Source organism: Enterococcus alcedinis (genome assembly GCF_014635985.1).
GTDB classification, from domain to species: Bacteria; Bacillota; Bacilli; order Lactobacillales; family Enterococcaceae; genus Enterococcus_I; species Enterococcus_I alcedinis.
Genome location: NZ_BMDT01000003.1, coordinates 214,905 through 232,326, shown reverse-complemented (window position 1 = coordinate 232,326; position 17,422 = coordinate 214,905). Strand labels below are relative to the sequence as shown.

General features: G+C 36.8%; 15 protein-coding genes. 6 read left to right on the top strand and 9 right to left on the bottom strand.

All coding sequences use genetic code 11. The annotated features are described in order from the left end of the window. Positions 1-580: 580 nt before the first annotated feature. The 3 genes from IEV09_RS05635 to IEV09_RS05625 form a co-directional block, all read right to left on the bottom strand. On the bottom strand, positions 581-1,417 hold the full coding sequence (locus tag IEV09_RS05635; protein ID WP_188367294.1) for an Rgg/GadR/MutR family transcriptional regulator: 837 nt from the start codon (positions 1,415-1,417) through the stop codon (positions 581-583). A 685-nt stretch (positions 1,418-2,102) separates the two neighbouring features. After that, on the bottom strand, positions 2,103-2,450 hold the full coding sequence (locus tag IEV09_RS05630) for a YlbF family regulator (RefSeq protein ID WP_188367293.1): 348 nt from the start codon (positions 2,448-2,450) through the stop codon (positions 2,103-2,105). A gap of 54 nt (positions 2,451-2,504) precedes the next feature. Then, positions 2,505-4,670: a PBP1A family penicillin-binding protein gene (locus tag IEV09_RS05625; RefSeq protein WP_188367292.1), complete on the bottom strand. Its 2,166-nt coding sequence runs from the start codon at positions 4,668-4,670 to the stop codon at positions 2,505-2,507. 196 nt (positions 4,671-4,866) lie between these two features. On the opposite strand from IEV09_RS05625, the gene IEV09_RS05620 reads away from it, so the two are divergent. Beyond that, positions 4,867-5,724 carry an RluA family pseudouridine synthase gene (locus tag IEV09_RS05620; protein WP_188367291.1) on the top strand — a complete coding sequence of 286 codons (858 nt, stop codon included), beginning with the start codon at positions 4,867-4,869 and terminating at the stop codon, positions 5,722-5,724. A 177-nt stretch (positions 5,725-5,901) separates the two neighbouring features. Here the strand turns inward: IEV09_RS05620 and IEV09_RS05615 are convergent, their stop codons facing one another. From IEV09_RS05615 to IEV09_RS05605, 3 genes are all read right to left on the bottom strand, one after another. Beyond that, complete coding sequence (locus tag IEV09_RS05615) at positions 5,902-6,924, bottom strand: M23 family metallopeptidase (RefSeq protein ID WP_188367290.1); 1,023 nt, start codon at positions 6,922-6,924, stop codon at positions 5,902-5,904. A gap of 172 nt (positions 6,925-7,096) precedes the next feature. Then, on the bottom strand, positions 7,097-7,813 hold the full coding sequence (locus tag IEV09_RS05610) for a pseudouridine synthase (RefSeq protein WP_188367289.1): 717 nt from the start codon (positions 7,811-7,813) through the stop codon (positions 7,097-7,099). Positions 7,814-7,881: 68 nt separating this feature from the next. Further along, on the bottom strand, positions 7,882-9,528 hold the full coding sequence (locus tag IEV09_RS05605) for a putative polysaccharide biosynthesis protein (RefSeq protein WP_188367288.1): 1,647 nt from the start codon (positions 9,526-9,528) through the stop codon (positions 7,882-7,884). Between the two features lie 139 nt (positions 9,529-9,667). On the opposite strand from IEV09_RS05605, the gene murE reads away from it, so the two are divergent. From murE to IEV09_RS05585, 4 genes are all read left to right on the top strand, one after another. Then, complete coding sequence (gene murE / locus IEV09_RS05600; RefSeq protein WP_188367287.1) at positions 9,668-11,164, top strand: UDP-N-acetylmuramyl-tripeptide synthetase; 1,497 nt, start codon at positions 9,668-9,670, stop codon at positions 11,162-11,164. A 104-nt stretch (positions 11,165-11,268) separates the two neighbouring features. Further along, complete coding sequence (locus IEV09_RS05595; protein ID WP_188367286.1) at positions 11,269-11,505, top strand: hypothetical protein; 237 nt, start codon at positions 11,269-11,271, stop codon at positions 11,503-11,505. A gap of 149 nt (positions 11,506-11,654) precedes the next feature. Then, positions 11,655-13,553, top strand: coding sequence for an asparagine synthase (glutamine-hydrolyzing) (asnB, locus tag IEV09_RS05590; RefSeq protein WP_188367285.1), 1,899 nt, complete (start codon positions 11,655-11,657; stop codon positions 13,551-13,553). A 146-nt stretch (positions 13,554-13,699) separates the two neighbouring features. Next, complete coding sequence (locus IEV09_RS05585; protein WP_188367284.1) at positions 13,700-14,422, top strand: TraX family protein; 723 nt, start codon at positions 13,700-13,702, stop codon at positions 14,420-14,422. 52 nt (positions 14,423-14,474) lie between these two features. Here the strand turns inward: IEV09_RS05585 and IEV09_RS05580 are convergent, their stop codons facing one another. From IEV09_RS05580 to IEV09_RS05570, 3 genes are all read right to left on the bottom strand, one after another. Further along, complete coding sequence (locus IEV09_RS05580; RefSeq protein WP_188367283.1) at positions 14,475-15,425, bottom strand: SPFH domain-containing protein; 951 nt, start codon at positions 15,423-15,425, stop codon at positions 14,475-14,477. Positions 15,426-15,442: 17 nt separating this feature from the next. Then, entirely contained in the window at positions 15,443-15,667 is a 225-nt protein-coding gene (locus tag IEV09_RS05575) for a hypothetical protein (protein WP_188367282.1), read from the bottom strand. Between the two features lie 88 nt (positions 15,668-15,755). Then, positions 15,756-16,547, bottom strand: coding sequence for a YdcF family protein (locus IEV09_RS05570; protein WP_188367281.1), 792 nt, complete (start codon positions 16,545-16,547; stop codon positions 15,756-15,758). 337 nt (positions 16,548-16,884) lie between these two features. Between IEV09_RS05570 and IEV09_RS05565 the strand changes: the two genes are divergently transcribed. Next, positions 16,885-17,337: a GNAT family N-acetyltransferase gene (locus tag IEV09_RS05565; RefSeq protein WP_188367280.1), complete on the top strand. Its 453-nt coding sequence runs from the start codon at positions 16,885-16,887 to the stop codon at positions 17,335-17,337. Positions 17,338-17,422: the final 85 nt, after the last annotated feature.

Sequence of the window (17,422 nt, the reverse complement as noted above, 5' to 3'; positions counted from 1 at the left end):
AAAAACTCCTCTCATAGTAGACTAGAATTTTTGTTTTTTCTAGTGTCTACTATGAGGGGAGCATATCAATAAACTCATGGTTAAATTCACCTCTTTCTTTTATATTTTAAGTATTGCACATCAAACTAAATTAATTTGAATTGTGTAATGAATTGTTACCTAATTAATTAGTTTAAAATAAATATTTCAAAAAAATTACACATAAAAAAAAAATTACACATAAAAAATAAACCACTCAAAAAAAGTTATACTTAGAAAATCTAACTTTTTTTTAGCGGTTTTATTAGGGTTCAATATTTACTGAGAATTTTGCGCAGAAGAATTAATACGAAAACAAAAAAACTAAGTTTATATTATCCAATTTCCATGAAATACAATAATTTCATCTCAAATAATCACAAATACCCTCTCTGATTTCTAGGGTTAGTTTATACTAAATGAGATTCTCACAGCACTCTATTGCCCTAAAAAGACATTCATACTACTGGTAAATTTGTTTCAAAAAAATCATAATAACTACAGCTCGCATATTATATAAAAGAAACTAAAATACTCTATCTTTCGGGGTTTTACAAACAGCTTATGTAAAGCTATGAATTATTTGTTGTGCGTAATCGTTATAACCCATATATTTTAAAATTTCAATTTCAGGTTCAATCATTGAGATATCAAATTCCCCCTGCGAAGACAATACTTTTTTAAAGATCAAATAAGTAAACCTTTCATTCGTGTAAGTAACATTCTTTGATAAAATGTCTAGTTCTAAGAGCAAATATTCCATTTGAGTATAGTGTTTTCTTTTCCAAAAAAGTATTAGACAATTCTTTATAAAAATTCCTATGTTGTCTTTGTAATACGGGTGATTTGAATATAGCTTCATATCTTTAATTACTCTTCGATATGTTGAATAAATATACTCTGAATTAAAAATAAATAAAACATTTGTAAATAGTGATAATTCAAACCTTCCCCAGTTATAAACATTATTTAAATGATTTTTAATGTTTTCTATGTCATCTTTTAACTCATTAGTTTTGCTATCATTATTTTTCATAGAATACAATAAACGATATTGAGAGGTTATTAGCAAATATGCTGAATCATTTGTAGACATATACATGCTTTCTAACATCTTTAAATATTTTTTCTGCTCTTTTATATCACCAAAATATTTTGCACCATCGACAAATGTTTTTTGCTTTTGAGTTAGATTTTTATCGTTCAATAAATAATAATATTCTTCTAAACTAACATTCATTTTATCTAGAAATTCAATTAATGTATTGGATGTTATATTTGTACCTCTTCTCTCAAAATTAGATACGGACTCTCTAGTAGTAATACCCATGGCTAAAGATTGTTGTGAGATATTTCTCTCAGTCCTCAGTTCTTTGATTATTTCATTTTGTTTTCTCAATTGTATCCCTCCAATAAAAATAGTCGCTTTATCTCTAAATAGTTCATATCACCTCAAGAAATGAATGACAGATATCCTGTAATAACATTTTTGACTAATACTATAAACTTGGATGCACATAAAAATCCAATCTCTAATACGATTAAACTGACCAATTAGATGAAAGAAATTTAGAGGTTCATCTCCATTCATAACTCCAATTAAATTTAAGATAGTATCAGATATATCACATAAACAGATTAAAAAAATCAATCGGATACTATTAACAACAGAAACTGATATCAAGGGAGATTAATAAAAGAAAATTAATTCTAACCTTCACAGGACTATGTAATAATTTTAATGCAAAATAAAATATTTCCAACTTGAATTTGCATACTCCGAAATTTGTGAGTTTCATAAATAGTGAGGACAACCAAAAACAAAAAGATTAAACAAATTATTTTTTACAAACTCACAGCAATGTATTGTCGATTACATTGATTGAATAGATGATGAATCAACATTTTTTATAAGTTAAAAGAATTTATAAAAATAATTATAACATATAACAATTTCATTTTTAAGTAAATACATTGAAATAAATAAAAGTAACAGAGATTTTAAAAAATACAACGATGTTTTTCATATTCTCATTCTGAGTAAACAAAAAAACGACACCCTTAGGCATCGCTTCTCAAACAGATTATTCTGCGTTATATAATTCTCTTAATGGGTTCATGATGATACGGTTTAAATCATTTACGACAACACTGAATGCTTGCTCGTGTTGCATTAAATCATTGATTAGGCCTTCTTCTTGAACTTTTTCAGCTAATTGTTGCGCTTTAGCAGCATCGGCATCTGATAGTTCTTCACCTGACATCATTTTTTGTTGCATTTCTTGTTGGAACATTTGGAATTCTTTAAAGAAACCAAATGCTTCTTCGTTTTGTTTTAAACGATTGAATGAGTCGCTTAACGCTTTAAATGCGGCATCTTCGCGGATTTCACGTTCTAATTTGTTGGCTGTATCGTATAAGTTTGCTGACATAATTCATCCTCCTAAATAGTTATTACTTTGTTATTGTATCATGATTATTCTGACTTAGCGACCGATTTCAGGCAATCGATCACGTAATCCACGTAAGATATCTTTCGTTTTCTCAAAAACTTTTCCGCCGACATCTTTGACTTCTTTTTTGGCTTTATCAGTGAACTTATCAAGTTCTTGTTGCCACGCAGGAGGAGTCGTTTCTTCTGTTATCGGTACATCTTCAACTGCCATAACTTTGCCATCTGTTAGATAAGCATCAGCCACGGTAAATGGTGTCTGTTGTGTATAAGGTAAGATGCCTTCTGCTTGCGCTTTAAACATCAGGCTCATATTGGCACCATTTGTTCCCGCAATCGCATTCTCAGCACTATTTGTTTCAAAGCCAATCCAACTAGAAATTACAACATCGGGCGTATAACCAATCAACCATTGATCCGACGATTTACTGATATCATGGACATTTTCAGTTGAACCTGTTTTTCCAGCCATGGTATAACCATATGGATTCGCGTTAGCAGCTGTTCCATTTGAAAACGTACCGAGTAACATACTAGTCATTTCATCGCTTGTTTCTTTTGAAATAATTCGTTTGCCTTTTGGTTTCGTATTATCTACGATTACGGCACCCGTTGAATCGATAATTTTTCGAATTAAGTGCGGCTCATACAGCGTACCACCATTGGCAAAGACACCATAAGCACTTGCCATCACAGCTGGAGACGTTCCTGTTTCTAATCCCCCTAAAGCTAAGCCGTAATATTTATCAGAAGCAGCTAATGGTAAACCAAACTCTTTAGCTTTATTGTAACCTTTGTTGATTCCCATCTCATGTAGCAACCAAACAGCTGGTAAATTCAAACTTTGAGCGACCGCATGATACATCGTTGCCTCTCCTTGATAGGTTCCATCAAAGTTTTTAGCATCGTAATAAGACAATGGTTCATCTTTTAAAATCGAATCCGGACGATAACCTGCTTCAAGTGCCGGTACATAGACACTCAACGGTTTAATCGTAGAACCTGGTGAACGTTTTGTCGCAATCGCAAAGTTAAAACCCCGGAAGGTATATTCGCCACGACGACCAACTAATCCTTGAATTTCACCAGTATTCGGATCCAGTGCGACCGAACCTGACTGTACGATGTCTCCCGTTGTCGAATCTGGTGGGAAATAATCATCTCTTTTATAAACTTCTTGCATGTTACGTTGGTAATTTTGGTCAAGTGACGTGTAAATTTTATAGCCACGTTTCATGACATCATCTGCGTCTAAACCATATTTATTGACCGCTTCATCAATAACCGCGTCAAAATAATAAGGATATTGGTAATTCGTTTGCGAAGAATCATACGCATCATATAATTGATCGGCAATGGCAATTTGTTGCCCTGCTTGTGCAGCTTCTTGTGTAATTTTCCCGTTGTCAGCCATCAATTGTAAGACGGTATTTCGACGATTCGTCGCTTGCTCTAAACTATCAATTGGATTATAAATCGATGGGCCTTTTAAGAGACCCACTAAGGTTGCTGCTTGTTCAGTCGTTAATTGACTAGCAGAGACACCAAAGTACTTCATCGAAGCATCTTGAACGCCCCAAACACCGTTCCCGTAATAAGAAGTATTCAAGTACATCGCCATGATTTCTTCTTTACTGTATTTCTTTTCAATCTCGATGGCTAAAAACAATTCTTTGGCTTTTCGTGTGAACGTCTGATCTAAGGTTAAGTACGCATTTTTCGCCAATTGTTGGGTGATCGTACTTCCCCCTCCGCCACTCGTGCTCCCGCGGTTAACTACCATGCGAACCGCCGCTCGGGCAATTCCTTTTAAATCAAACCCATGATGCTCGTAAAAACGGCGGTCCTCTGTTGAAATCACCGCGTCAACGACTGCTGGGGAAATCTCTTCAAAATCGACATAATTGCCTTTTTCTGAGCGAAAACGGCCCGCCTCTTCATCGACCCCATCATATATGACCGTTGAATCTTTCAAACCTGAAGACAAATCTTCCACATTCGTTGCCTTTGCCACATAGAATAAATAAATACTCGTAATTAAAATAGCTGTTAACATTAGTAGTAAGATAATTTTATTTAAATGGTATTTTTTCCAAAAGCGTCCAAGTCCTTGACGAAATTCGGCTAAGTAAGGTTTTATCCAATGCCAAAAGCGAATCATGTGCACTTTTATCTTTTGTAGTAATGCTTTAAAGTCCATGAAACTCCTCCTTATCTCTATGAGTATAACAAATTTTTTTGTTCACAACCTAGGTCTCAAGTTGGACTTTGCTGAAAACTCTCCCTATTTTAGCACCCAATTATTAGAAAGCGTTGATTTTTTTCTTAAGTTTCTTCTAAATCCTCTAAACCGTCTGCTATAATTAAGTAGAATCAATGAAAGGTGTGACAAAACAATGGACTTTACCATTACCTTACCCAAAACCCAACAACCAATGACAATTCGCGATTTACTCGAAAAAGAATGGCTCGTCCCACGAAAAGTCCGTCATTTTTTACGTACGCGTAAAGACGTCCAACTCAACGGCAATGTGGCGATGTTCCATCAAGAAGTCCAAGCCGGCGATCAAATTACTTTGCATTTAGAGGAAAGCGATTATACCTATCAAGACATTCATTTTGGCGATGCCACACTTGTTGACGTGTTGTACGAAGATGAGCATCTAATTGTCGTCAATAAACCATATGGTATTAAAACCCATCCAAATCAACCGGATGAAACAGATACAATGTTTAACCATCTAGCGGCTTATTTAAACGGGCGTCCTTACGTCGTTCATCGGCTCGATAAAGAAACAAGCGGCGCCTTGTTATTTGCTAAAAACCCTTTTGTCTTACCTATTTTAGGACGACTCTTAGAAACCAAACAAATCTATCGCAAATACGACGCCATTGTTCATGGACGTTTAACCAAAAATCAAACGATTCGTCAAAAAATTGGACGCGACCGCCACGATAGACGTAAACGTGTCGTTGACCCAAAAAACGGTCAAATCGCGATTACTCACGTGACGATCGAACATATCAACGAACGAACCACAGCGGTTTCTTGCGTCTTAGAAACCGGACGCACACACCAAATCCGCGTCCACTTAGCCTATTTGGGCCACCCAATTGTTGGCGATCCTTTATATCAAAATAAAAAAGCCAAACGCCTAATGCTCCACGCATCCGAAATGCACCTCACCCACCCATTTACAAAAGAAATAATGATCGTACAAGCGAAAAAACAGAGCAATTTTGAAATTAATTGACATGAATATTAAATGCGAATAAAATCAAAAAAATAAATGTGCCGGTTATTATAGGCCACTCACTCATCATCCTTTTAGCAAGCTCAATTCGGCTTGCTTTTTTACACTTTATCTTATTAAGTAAATAAAAAAGCCAAACAGCAAGTGTGCTATTTGGCCAGATTATTCTTCATTAATTTAAATAAAATTTGTTGGATTCACAAATCCGCTCCAAACACCTGTCGCAATCCCAAAGTGTAAATGAACGCCAGTTGAGTTTCCTGTTGTGCCCATTGTACCAATTTGTTGGCTTGTTTCTAATGTTTGACCGACACTGACAAAGTTTTCAGTCATGTGCATGTAATAAGTATAGTAGCCATTATCGTGTTTGACAATCGCATAGTTACCTGCACTGCTATGATAACCTGCTTCAACGACTGTTCCATAACGGGCAGCTAAAATTGCTTCACCGGCGCTTCCTGGAATATCAATTCCATCGTGTCCTGTACCAGAATAACCAGTAGGATCCACGCGTTGACCAAATCCACTACTAATTGAATATGAACGAGCCAATGGTGAGATGAAGCCCGCACGCTCTAAACGTTCAGCAGCGGCTTTCTTAGCTGCTTCCGCTTCAGCTGCTGCTTTTTTTGCGGCTGCTGCTTCAGCTTCTAAACGTTCAATCGCCGCTTCTTCGTTCGCCATTTTTGTTTGAACGGCTTTCGCTGCTTTTTCTAACTCTTTTTGTTCAGCTACTTTTTGTTCTTTGTTTGTTTCTTCTGCTGCGATTGTTTTGTTTGTCGCTGCGATTTTTGCTTCTACTTCAGTAACTTCTTTTCTTAAAGCGTCAATTCGTTCTTTTTGATTCTCGACACTATTATTTTTAACGGTTGTAACTTGAGAAATGGTTTGTAAAGATGCCATTTCTTCTAATGTGACTAAACGGATTTCTTGTAGTTTAATCTCATTTTCAATTGCCTCTTTTTCGTTATGTAAAGTCGTTAATTCATTTTCTAGGGTGACTGCTCGTGTATCAAACGCCTTGATTTCTTCTTTAACGGCTGTTTGTTTATCAGTGATTGTCGCTACTTCTTTTTCAAGTTGCTTCACTACTTGTGTTTGTTCTTGAATCTTTTGTGACATCTCATCGGCTTGTGCTGCTTGTGGCAAGAAAAAGAGTAAACTTAAACTTGCAAGTACTAAAATTGATTTTTTCTTCAAAACTAAAACGCTCCTTTATTTAATCCTTCGCTACTGTAACATGATTTCACTAGCGTGGGGGTAACAAAACAGCTACAAGTTCGTATCATTCCAAAGTCTTGTATGACAAAAAACCTTCATTTTCATGAAAATGAAGGCTTATGTAACAAGGCGATTACAAAAATGCTGTGATTTAATTTTGAAGTAATGCAAGTTCTTCTGGTGTTAGTGGACGATACTCACCTAAAGCCAATTGTTCACCAAGTACAATTGGTCCCATTCGTAGGCGTTTTAAGTAGGTGACTTCTTTTCCAACGGCTTGAACCATTCGCTTGACCTGATGGAATTTTCCTTCATGTAAAATTAAACGAATCTCCGATGTTTGGTTTTCCTCATCAACCGCATCAATTATTAATTGTGCTGGTAGACAAACTTCATCGCCATCAATCGTTAGTCCTGCTTTGAAGGCTGCTTGATCTTCTGCCGTCACGATACCTGCGACTTGCGCATAGTATTCTTTGTCGACGTGTTTTTTAGGTGATAACAAACGATGCGCTAATTGCCCATCATTCATAATTAACAATAACCCTTCTGTATCTTTATCTAAGCGACCTACAGGGAATAAATCATCACGAAAATCTTGATCCTCAAATAAATCAAGCACGGTTTCATCATAGTTATCGACCGTCGCTGAAATCACTCCACCTGGTTTATGAAGTAAATAGTAGAAGTTTTTTTGATAGTGGACCGGTTCGCCATCAAATAAAACCCTATCTTCGTACTCATTAACGTGAAATTTATCAGACTTAATGATCTGATCATTCACAGTCACCAGTCCTTTTTTGATATACCCTTTGACTTCTCTTCTTGTACCGAAATTCATATCGGCTAAAAATTTATCTAAACGCATGATTTTCTCCTTCTGTTCAAAAAGATAAAAGAGCTGACTTTGAATCAGCCAACTCTTTCTTCTTTGTTTTATTTAATTCGTAATTTACGACGCAAACGAATAACATTTGGTCCTAATAGTTTATCTGCTAAACGTATTTTCAATCCTAAATACACATAGACAAAGCCACCAACTGCAGCGACGCCCATAATTAAGAGGAAAGCACTGAATTTTCTTTCTACACTTAGGAAGGTACCTAAACCAAGTCGAGTCAACCAAGTTGCTAGGAGCATAACGACCGTCAAAATAATAATTAAAAGTGTTCGACGGACAACCAAGCTAATATTAAATCCGGTTTTTTGATGAAGCTTACGTAGGTTAAAGTACGACGCTACCGCAAAACCAATTGTTGTCGAAATCAGTGGACCGTATGCTTCTAGTAAGAAGATACTTGGCGCTTGTAAAACAACTTTTACTAATAAGCCAATTCCAAAGAAGACAAGTGCTGCCGAATTTTCATAAATTCCTTGGAGCATACTTGCCGTAATCATGTACAGTCCTAGGACTAAACCAGACAAACAAGCGACGATCAATAAACGACTGCCCAAAACATTTGGTGTATAAAATAAGGTGTTTAATGGATAAGCTAACATCACCATCCCAAAAGTTGCAGGGAACATAATGAATGAGTACAACTGTAAGTTACTCGTTACTAATTGACTCAAATCTTTTTTGTTTTTTTGTGCGTAAGCTTCGGTGATAAGCGGCAAGCCGACTGTTGCCATCGCTGTCGCTAGACCAATAACCACCATCGTTAATTTATCCGGGTTCCCACCAAATAGTGCCATTAAACTCATTAACTGATTATTCGTGTACTCCGTAAAACCACTCATCATACGAATAAAGGTATATTGATCAACAAGCTTAAATATAGTAATTGCAGCGCCGATAATAATAAATGGTATCGCCTCACGGACAACACTCGTCAGTAATGCTGCACTGTTGATTTGGACTGTTTCTTGGCTTTCTTCTGCCAAAATATCCATTTTAATTTTTTCTTTTTTAAAATAATACAATAAGATTCCGACACCCGCTAATGCACCAATAAATGCTGCAAAAGTTGATTGTGTCACTGCTGCCACATGATCGCCACTACCTAAACGCATAATAATAAAGGTTGCCGATAACATGTAAATGACACGAAAGAATTGCTCTACTAATTGTGAAATTGCATAAGGTGCCACATTTTGTGTTCCCTGAAAATAACCTCGTAAAACACTCATAAATGGAATCACTAAAATTGCTACACTTAACGAACGCATCGCCGGCACTAAATCACTGCCGCCCCCTGCACCGTTTGATAGTAGCGGTGAGGCCATATACATAATGATCGCGCTGACTACTCCAAAGCCCAGCATGACTTTTGCGGCTGTATGGAAGAGTTTGCGACTCGTTCGATATTCTCCCCTGGAATTATGGAAAGCAATTTGCTTTGCAATAGCTGCCGGAATCCCTGCGGTAGAAATCATAATAAACAAGGCATAAATATTGTATCCCATATTAAATAAAGTATTGGAGGCTTCCGCATTTGCACCTAGCCAGTAATACCATGGGATAATATAGATGATACCGATTAACCGTGAACCAATGTTTCCAATTGTCAGCCACGCTGAACCTCGGGCCATTTTTTCTTCATTGGTTAATGCCGGTTCTTCTAAATTCACTCGATTCGCCATTTCCGTCGTTCCCAACTTTCTTTTTTTTACATATCTCCTATTTTAATGCTTAATCTCATCAGTAGCAATCTATTTCTTTTTTTTGAAATGACTATGCTATAATAAACAATGAAATTTCCCATTAAAGGAGGAATATGCGATGTATACCATTACTATCGAAGAAATTCACCAATTATTAAGCCAACACAACTTACTCGTCACACCTCAAAAAGATTTTATGAGTCATCCAAACGAAGCTTTTGATACACTTTCATATAATTCACAAGAAATCGAAGGGCAAACCTTATTTTTTTGTAAAGGAGCCAACTTCAAAAAAGAATGGCTTGTTGATGTCTTAAATACGGGCGTAACAACTTACATTTCTGAAATTTCTTATGGCTTTCCTGAACAGGAAATTCTTGTAACCGATATTCGTGAAACGATGGCGATTATTGCCCAAGCTTTCTACCAAAACCCACAAGATAAATTAATCAAAATCGGCATTACTGGAACCAAAGGAAAGACCAGTGTCGCCTATTTAATTCATCATATTTTGCGAGATGCTTTTGATTCAAAGGTGGCCCTCTTTTCTTCAGAAGAAACGACAACCGATGGCAAAACGTATCGTTCATCCGTTTTAACGACACCCGAAGCACTCGTTTTATACAAACAAATGGCTGAAGCGGTTGAAGCCGGTGTAACTCATCTTGTGATGGAAGTTTCTTCGCAAGCATACAAAACCAAGCGCGCCTTTGGCATTACTTTTGAAGTCGGTGTCTTTATCAACATTAGCCCTGATCATATTAGTCCAATTGAACACCCAACCTTTGAAGATTATTTTGCTTGTAAGCAACAACTCCTATTAAATAGTCAACAAGTCGTCTTGAACGATCAATCCGACCATTTTGACGTCTTAGAAGCTCTTTGTTTAACACACGACATTCCGACTGTCACTTATGGCAGTTCAAATGCGGACTATCCTGTGATCGATGGACCCGATCGCCGCGAGTTTCACTTAGAGGCAACCGAAGATTTTTTACAAATAAATGGCGATTATCATTTAGCTATGTTTGGTCATTTCAACCATGGAAATGCTGCTGCTGCTTTAATTGCAACGGCTTTAGTTGAAGCACCTAAAGAAGCTTTAAAAAATAGCGTCAGTCAGTGCACCATCCCTGGACGTATGAATTTCTTCGAGTTACCAAATGGCGCTTACGCTTTCGTTGATTTCGCTCATAATTATTTGAGCCTTTCTGCGTTAGGGACATTTGCTCAAGATTTACGACCAGATGGTAAAGTCATCTTAGTCACTGGTAGTGCTGGTGGAAAAGCCCTTTCTCGTCGCAAAGACATGGGACAGGCCATTTCTGAAAGTTATGACATCGTCGTCTTAACTGAAGATGATCCCGATTTTGAAAGTCCGGCAGCGATTGCGGACGAAATTCAAGCAGCAATTACCAACCCTGAGGTAGAAGTCTTTCGAGAAATGTCACGAGCAAAAGCCATCACACTGGCACTTTCACTTGCAACGGCACAAGATGTTGTAATCATTGCTGGAAAAGGAACAGAAGCAGGGATGAAAATCGAAGGCAAAAATGCCGACTACTTAGGTGATGGCTACTACACCAAAAAATGGCTAGAAAATACTAAGGCTTAATTTGTTTCATTTATGTAACAAAAATTACTTTATCAAAACATTGCTCTTTTTTGTACAAACATTCGGTATAATATGTTCGAAGATGTTGCAAAGGGGTCAGTTACATGAAACAAACGCATAAAAAATATTTGATGATTGCTGGCATCAGTTTAGCTAGCGTACTTGCTTTAGTTATTTTTTGGAAACTACTCGTGAACTTTAATATTATTCACCTGAATCAATTGGCACCTAAAAGCTACACCCGCTCTGGCGGTGGTACTTACAGTGTCGCTTTAGTTTTCCTAGTACCACTTTTAGCAACAATTACGTTGTTACTTGGGTTATCTTGGAAAAGAAATTAATCAATCAATCAAGGAAAGATTTCGACTGACGAAATCTTTCCTTGGTTTTTTTTAAAATTCATCGATTCTATTTTTAGATACCTTTATTTTATGCTAGAATGATAAGCGTATGATTCAAAATTGAGATTAAATGATTAGGAAGTGACATTATGTGCGGTATTGTTGGGTTTATCAACTCACAGCAACAAAAAGAAACAGTCATTGAAGCAATGATGGAAAGAATTGTTCACCGTGGGCCAAACAGTGCCGGAAAATACGTTGACGATCAAATCGCTTTAGGATTTAGACGCTTGTCCGTCGTTGACCTTGAAGGCGGATCGCAACCGATCTATAACGAAGATCGTAGCAAAGTCATTATTTTTAACGGTGAAATTTACAATTACCAACGTTTGAGAGATGAGCTCATCCAAAGAGGCCATCTTTTCACAACAAATTCAGACACTGAAGTCCTACTACACGGTTACGAAGAGTGGGGCGTTGATTTATTACAAAAAATTCGCGGCATGTTTGCTTTTGCGATTTGGGATATTGAAAAACAAGAACTTTTTGGTGCGCGTGACCATTTTGGAATCAAGCCTTATTATTACGCAGAGATGAATGGGACATTGATGTTCGGATCTGAAATCAAGAGTTTCTTACCACACCCAGATTTCAATAAAGCCTTAAATACGCAAGCATTGAAACCTTATTTAACCTTCCAATATTCACCACTAAACGGTGAAACCTTCTTTAAAGGCGTGCATCGCCTACAAGAAGGCCACTACTTTACGTATAAAGATGGCAAAATGACCATCAAAGAATACTGGGATGCGGATTTCCGTCAAAAAGAAAACCTTTCTGAAAAAGAATGGGTCGATAAAATTGATGCAACGGTACAAGAGTCGATTGCGATTCATAAAAATGCCGATGTTGAAGTCGGATCATTCCTATCAAGTGGTGTCGATTCAAGTTACGTTGCTTCGATTTTAAGACCTGAGCATACTTTCTCGATTGGCTTTGACGATAAAACGTACAACGAAGCAATTGAAGCACGTAAATTAACCGAAACCCTCGGCTTAAATAACGTTGCTGCGATTATTAATGGCGAGATGTCGTTTAAAGCTTTTCCATTAATTCAATACCATTTGGATGAACCCGATGCTAACCCATCGTGTGTTCCACTTTATTTCTTATCAAACTTAGCGGCACAATACGTTCGTGTCGTACAATCGGGTGAAGGTGCCGATGAATTATTCGCCGGTTATAACGCTTATGGCTTACACACCAACTCAAAAGTCATACGTGTCGTCGCTCAAGGTTTACGCAAATTACCAAAGGGTGTTCGTTATACGATCGGTCGTTCCCTAGGTAAAATGAAAAACTTCCAAGGACGCATGCACTTATATGCCGCAACGGCACCCGCTAGAGAATACTTTATCGGGCATGCAGAAATCTTTAGTGAAACCGAAGCGAGCAGTTTTGTCACACCAGCATTCCAAGATGCGCCAAGCATTGCAGAAATTGTTGGACCACACTTTGATAAAGCCGACCAATTCGCTCATGAAGAAGTCAATAAAATGCAATATTTAGACGTTCATCAATGGATGCCAAAAGATATTTTGTTAAAAGCAGACAAACTCACAATGGCGAGTTCTTTAGAATCACGTGTTCCATTACTTGATATCGAAATGATGAAACTTGCACAAAGCATTCCGACAAAATATTTAATTAACCAAAACAATACGAAAGACGTCTTCCGTCAAGCGTCGAACCGTCACTTGCCAGAAGCATGGGCAAATCGTGAAAAACTAGGCTTCCCTGTGCCAATCAAAGCCTGGTTACGTGAAGATTTGGGTTACAAACAAGTCAAAGCTTTATTCGAAATGGACTTCGTACGTGAATTTTTCGATCAAGACAAAATTATTCAATTAGTCGAAGATCATCACAATGGTACAGCCGATCTCCAACGTAAAATTTGGGCCGTTTACTCGTTCCTAACATGGTATAAAGTTTTCTTCATCGATGAAGAGATTCCAAAAGCAGAAACGATTGTCTACGATACCTTATAAAAAAATAAAAACAACCAACTGATTTTTTTCAGTTGGTTGTTTTTATTTTTCCCTTTCTGTTAGAAAGGTGACAAGATTGTTCGTTGCCCCCTTTTCACAAAAAAGTTATGATAAAAACATTCAAAAAAAAACAAAGGAGAACTCGAATGAATGCCAATCAGCTAAAACTATTTATGATGGGACTAATGGTCCTTGATCATATTGCTTCTTTTATTCCACCTGAACTCAGTCTTATTTTTCACGTAATCACACGATGCGTCGGTGTTTTCTTTGCTTATATGGCTGTCGAAGGAGTCAAGTATACCCGCAATTTCTACCGCTATAACGCCCGTCTGTACGTGTGGGCAATCATTATGATGACAGGTAATACCATCCTAAACAACCTCTTAAACAACCCTAAAACGATGCTTTACAACAACATTTTCTTAACCCTCGCAGTCGGGGTGACGCTCTTAGGTGTGACAAAAAAATTAAAAGAGACCATTCCCTTTGTCATGAAAGGCTTACTCCTCGTGACACTGATCGTTCTGCTACTAGTTGGCTCGATGTTCACAGAAGGCGGATTGGTTATACTTCCCTTTATGTTAATCACTTTCTTAACACAGAATCATAAAACCTTGTGTAATCGTCTCTACCTGATCTTGTCCCTTTTGCTATTCTTCATGAATTTCCAATGGTTAGGTGAACTGGGAACCACTTTACAGATGCTCGCATATAACTCTGACTTTTTATTTATTACCGTACTTCCCTTTATCGCTTTGTACAATGGCGAAAGAGGCAGTCAATCACTCTTCTTTAAATACCTCTTTTACTTTTTTTACCCCGCCCATTTATGGCTCATTGCGATCATTGCTAATTTTATCCAGTGAAAAAGGTTCCTTTTGATGCGAAACATCGAAAGGAACCTTTTGGGATATTTAACTATTTACTTTCCGTAGTATCCCACAATGTTTTCATCACTGGAACATTACCCAGCTCTGTCATATTCGATGGGATAATCACAGTATTCGTCGAACTATTCACGACTTCTTTGAACGCTTCTAAACCTAGGTATTGCAGGGCTTCTGGCGTTAGAGAACTACTGTTAATCGCTTCGTTTAAGGTACGAATGCGATTTTGTTCTGCTTCTGTAATCACACGGATTTTTTCTGCTTCTGCTGCTGCATCGATTTTCATGCGCGCTGCTCGTGCTTCTGAATCAATTTTTGTTTGTTTCGCACGTGCTTCAGCGTCAATTTCCATTTCAGAGGCAGAAGCTTCTGAATCTAAAATCACTGAACGTTTTCGACCTTCGGATAAGGTAATCATCGATTCTTTATCGCGTGATGCTGTAATTAATTTGTTCATTGAATTAATAATCTCGTCTGAAACAACAATTTCACCAATATTGATACGATCAATCGCTAAACCGTATCCTGCAGTAATGTCTTTAATTGATTCATAAAGTGCGACGTTGATTTCTTCTGTTCCGTTTAACACTTCATTCAAATCCATTTTACCGATAATGCCACGTAAATTCGATTGTGCATCTTGAATCATCGCAGTCACAGAGTCCTCATTATCGTAAACAAACGCACGAACATCGGTCACGTGATATTTAATCGCCTCATCAATTTGAACAATTACGTTATCACGCGTGATCGCACTTTGTGGTGGAATTTCTAATGGCACTTGTTTCAAAGAAACGCGCTGACGAACCGTATATAAAATCGGAATTAAAAAGTGCAATCCTGGATCCAATGTTTTTACAAAACGTCCAAAACTTTCAACAACCTTTACCTCTCCTTGATGAACAACGACTGCAATACTTGATAAGAGCCAAACCACCATTGCTAAAACAAAAATAACTAAAATCATTTGTACAATAACCATTTTTTCTCCTCCTTTTATTAAACAACAATATAATCTTCGCTTTCTTCAATTAAATAATCGTTCACACGTACAAACGCCGTCCCATTTTCAATCGAAAAAATCTCCAACATACTACCTTCTTCTGGTTTTCCTTCAATAACAACATATTCAATATAACGCCCATTGGCTGGAATAATGCCACGTACTTTCGCGCTTTTACTTTTAAAATACTTCCCTAATAACTTGTTGTCTAGGTAATGCACTCCTGTCAGCTCCTTCTATGTAATACCTAGTAATATTGTACCACTTGTTGTTATCTAGACAAACAAAAGAATAGAAAGCAGCTATTTTTTACTTTGAGGCGTATGCCGGATTTCCCACTCGAGTCAAATCTGGATAAAATTGTTTTAAAACAGCATAAGCCTTGAGAACTTCTTTTGGAACCTCCACATGATCAATAAACTGCTTCCCCTTCGGTCCATAGCCTTCTGCTGTATCATGTAAGCGAGGAATTTCACCCATCAGCAAACGAATGTATTGCTCCATCTCCCAAAAACTCGGTAACAATTGATCAAAAATGAGGGATTCGTGTTTCACTGACACCGAAACCTGAGTTGCTGCATAATTTAAAACCAATAATTCATCGAATACATATTTTTTCAACGTGGCTTCCATTCTGAGTTGCATCGCCGCTTCTTGAATCATCAAAATATTGCTCATCGCAATTCCTTGTTCTTTCAGTAACGCTAGCAGATTTGTGATATTATTCCCACAATTAGTCGATGCTGTTTCCAAGTAATCCGCGGTTAAATGATATTTTACTTTTAAATATTTTTGAAATAATTCAGCTTCTGAAGTAATTCCCATCGTCAAACCGGGAATACTTTTTTCAGCCGCTTCAAATAAAAACGAACTTGTATGTCCATAGCCACCCACAATAATATAGTGTTTAGCAAGATTCGCCTTCATCGCTTCTGCAAAAAGACCGCCACCACTCAGGACACTACCACCAAATAAAACCATCACATCGATTTTCTCAATACCGTATTTTTGCTTCAATTCTTGCTTCGTTAGATGATTTAAATCACGCTTACCACAAAAAGCACTTAAAAAATTAATGGATTCTGCCACTTTATTTAACAAAAAAACACTCCTCTTTATCTTTCGAATTTTCAAGAAAAAATACCTGTATTTCTTATTTTTTATAGTATCAATTATTGATTCATTTTTTACCGGTATCTCATCGAATACAACTACTCATCGCTTTTATTTTCTAAACTTCATTCCAAAAATCAAATTAACACACTTTTTATTTTATATATGATTCCTACTTACTATGATACCGCTTATTATTAATATAAACACAAAAACATCTGGATTACTGAGGTTATATCAAAAATCAAAATACGGATCATCTAGTTGACCACAAATAAAACTATCGTTATAATAATCTACCACATTAAATAAGGGGGAAATGATCATGGTCTTATATTTTAGAGAAATAAAAAGCGAAGACTTTTCTACATGTGCGAATATTTTAGTAGCAGCTTATAATGGTGAACCTTGGAATAATACTTGGACTAAAAAAGAGGCACTTCTTAGAATTGAATCGACAATGAGCGGATTTAATTCTATAGGATATGTCATTGAAAAAGATAACGAAATTGTCTCTATGTGTCTAGGTAGAATTGATTATTACTACGGAAATTGGAGTCAGTTTTGTATTGATGAATTCAATGTTATGCCTTCCGCTCAAGGTTCGGGTATAGGTAAAAATCTATTACTCTTTGTTTCAAATACACTGAAAAATGAAAAGATTAATCGAATTTTTCTTATGACTGGTGGCGAACAAGCCGCGAAATTTTATACAAAAAATGGATTTGTAGCTGCTAATGAAGGAATTGCCTTGGAATATAATCTGAAAAACGACTAAATCTCCTTACTTACCATTTATAGAGACCATGCTTTTCCTGAAACGATTCTTATATTTCGCCTATAAATGTAGCCCTCTTTATGCG

Coding starts and splice junctions, on each gene's coding strand:
- murE (WP_188367287.1), top strand. CDS start 9,668: ATGTATACCATTACTATCGAAGAAATTCACCAATTATTAAGCCAACAC.
- IEV09_RS05605 (WP_188367288.1), bottom strand. CDS start 9,528: ATGGCGAATCGAGTGAATTTAGAAGAACCGGCATTAACCAATGAAGAA.
- IEV09_RS05610 (WP_188367289.1), bottom strand. CDS start 7,813: ATGCGTTTAGATAAATTTTTAGCCGATATGAATTTCGGTACAAGAAGA.
- asnB (WP_188367285.1), top strand. CDS start 11,655: ATGTGCGGTATTGTTGGGTTTATCAACTCACAGCAACAAAAAGAAACA.
- IEV09_RS05580 (WP_188367283.1), bottom strand. CDS start 15,425: ATGGTTATTGTACAAATGATTTTAGTTATTTTTGTTTTAGCAATGGTG.
- IEV09_RS05565 (WP_188367280.1), top strand. CDS start 16,885: ATGGTCTTATATTTTAGAGAAATAAAAAGCGAAGACTTTTCTACATGT.
- IEV09_RS05620 (WP_188367291.1), top strand. CDS start 4,867: ATGGACTTTACCATTACCTTACCCAAAACCCAACAACCAATGACAATT.
- IEV09_RS05585 (WP_188367284.1), top strand. CDS start 13,700: ATGAATGCCAATCAGCTAAAACTATTTATGATGGGACTAATGGTCCTT.
- IEV09_RS05595 (WP_188367286.1), top strand. CDS start 11,269: ATGAAACAAACGCATAAAAAATATTTGATGATTGCTGGCATCAGTTTA.
- IEV09_RS05630 (WP_188367293.1), bottom strand. CDS start 2,450: ATGTCAGCAAACTTATACGATACAGCCAACAAATTAGAACGTGAAATC.
- IEV09_RS05625 (WP_188367292.1), bottom strand. CDS start 4,670: ATGGACTTTAAAGCATTACTACAAAAGATAAAAGTGCACATGATTCGC.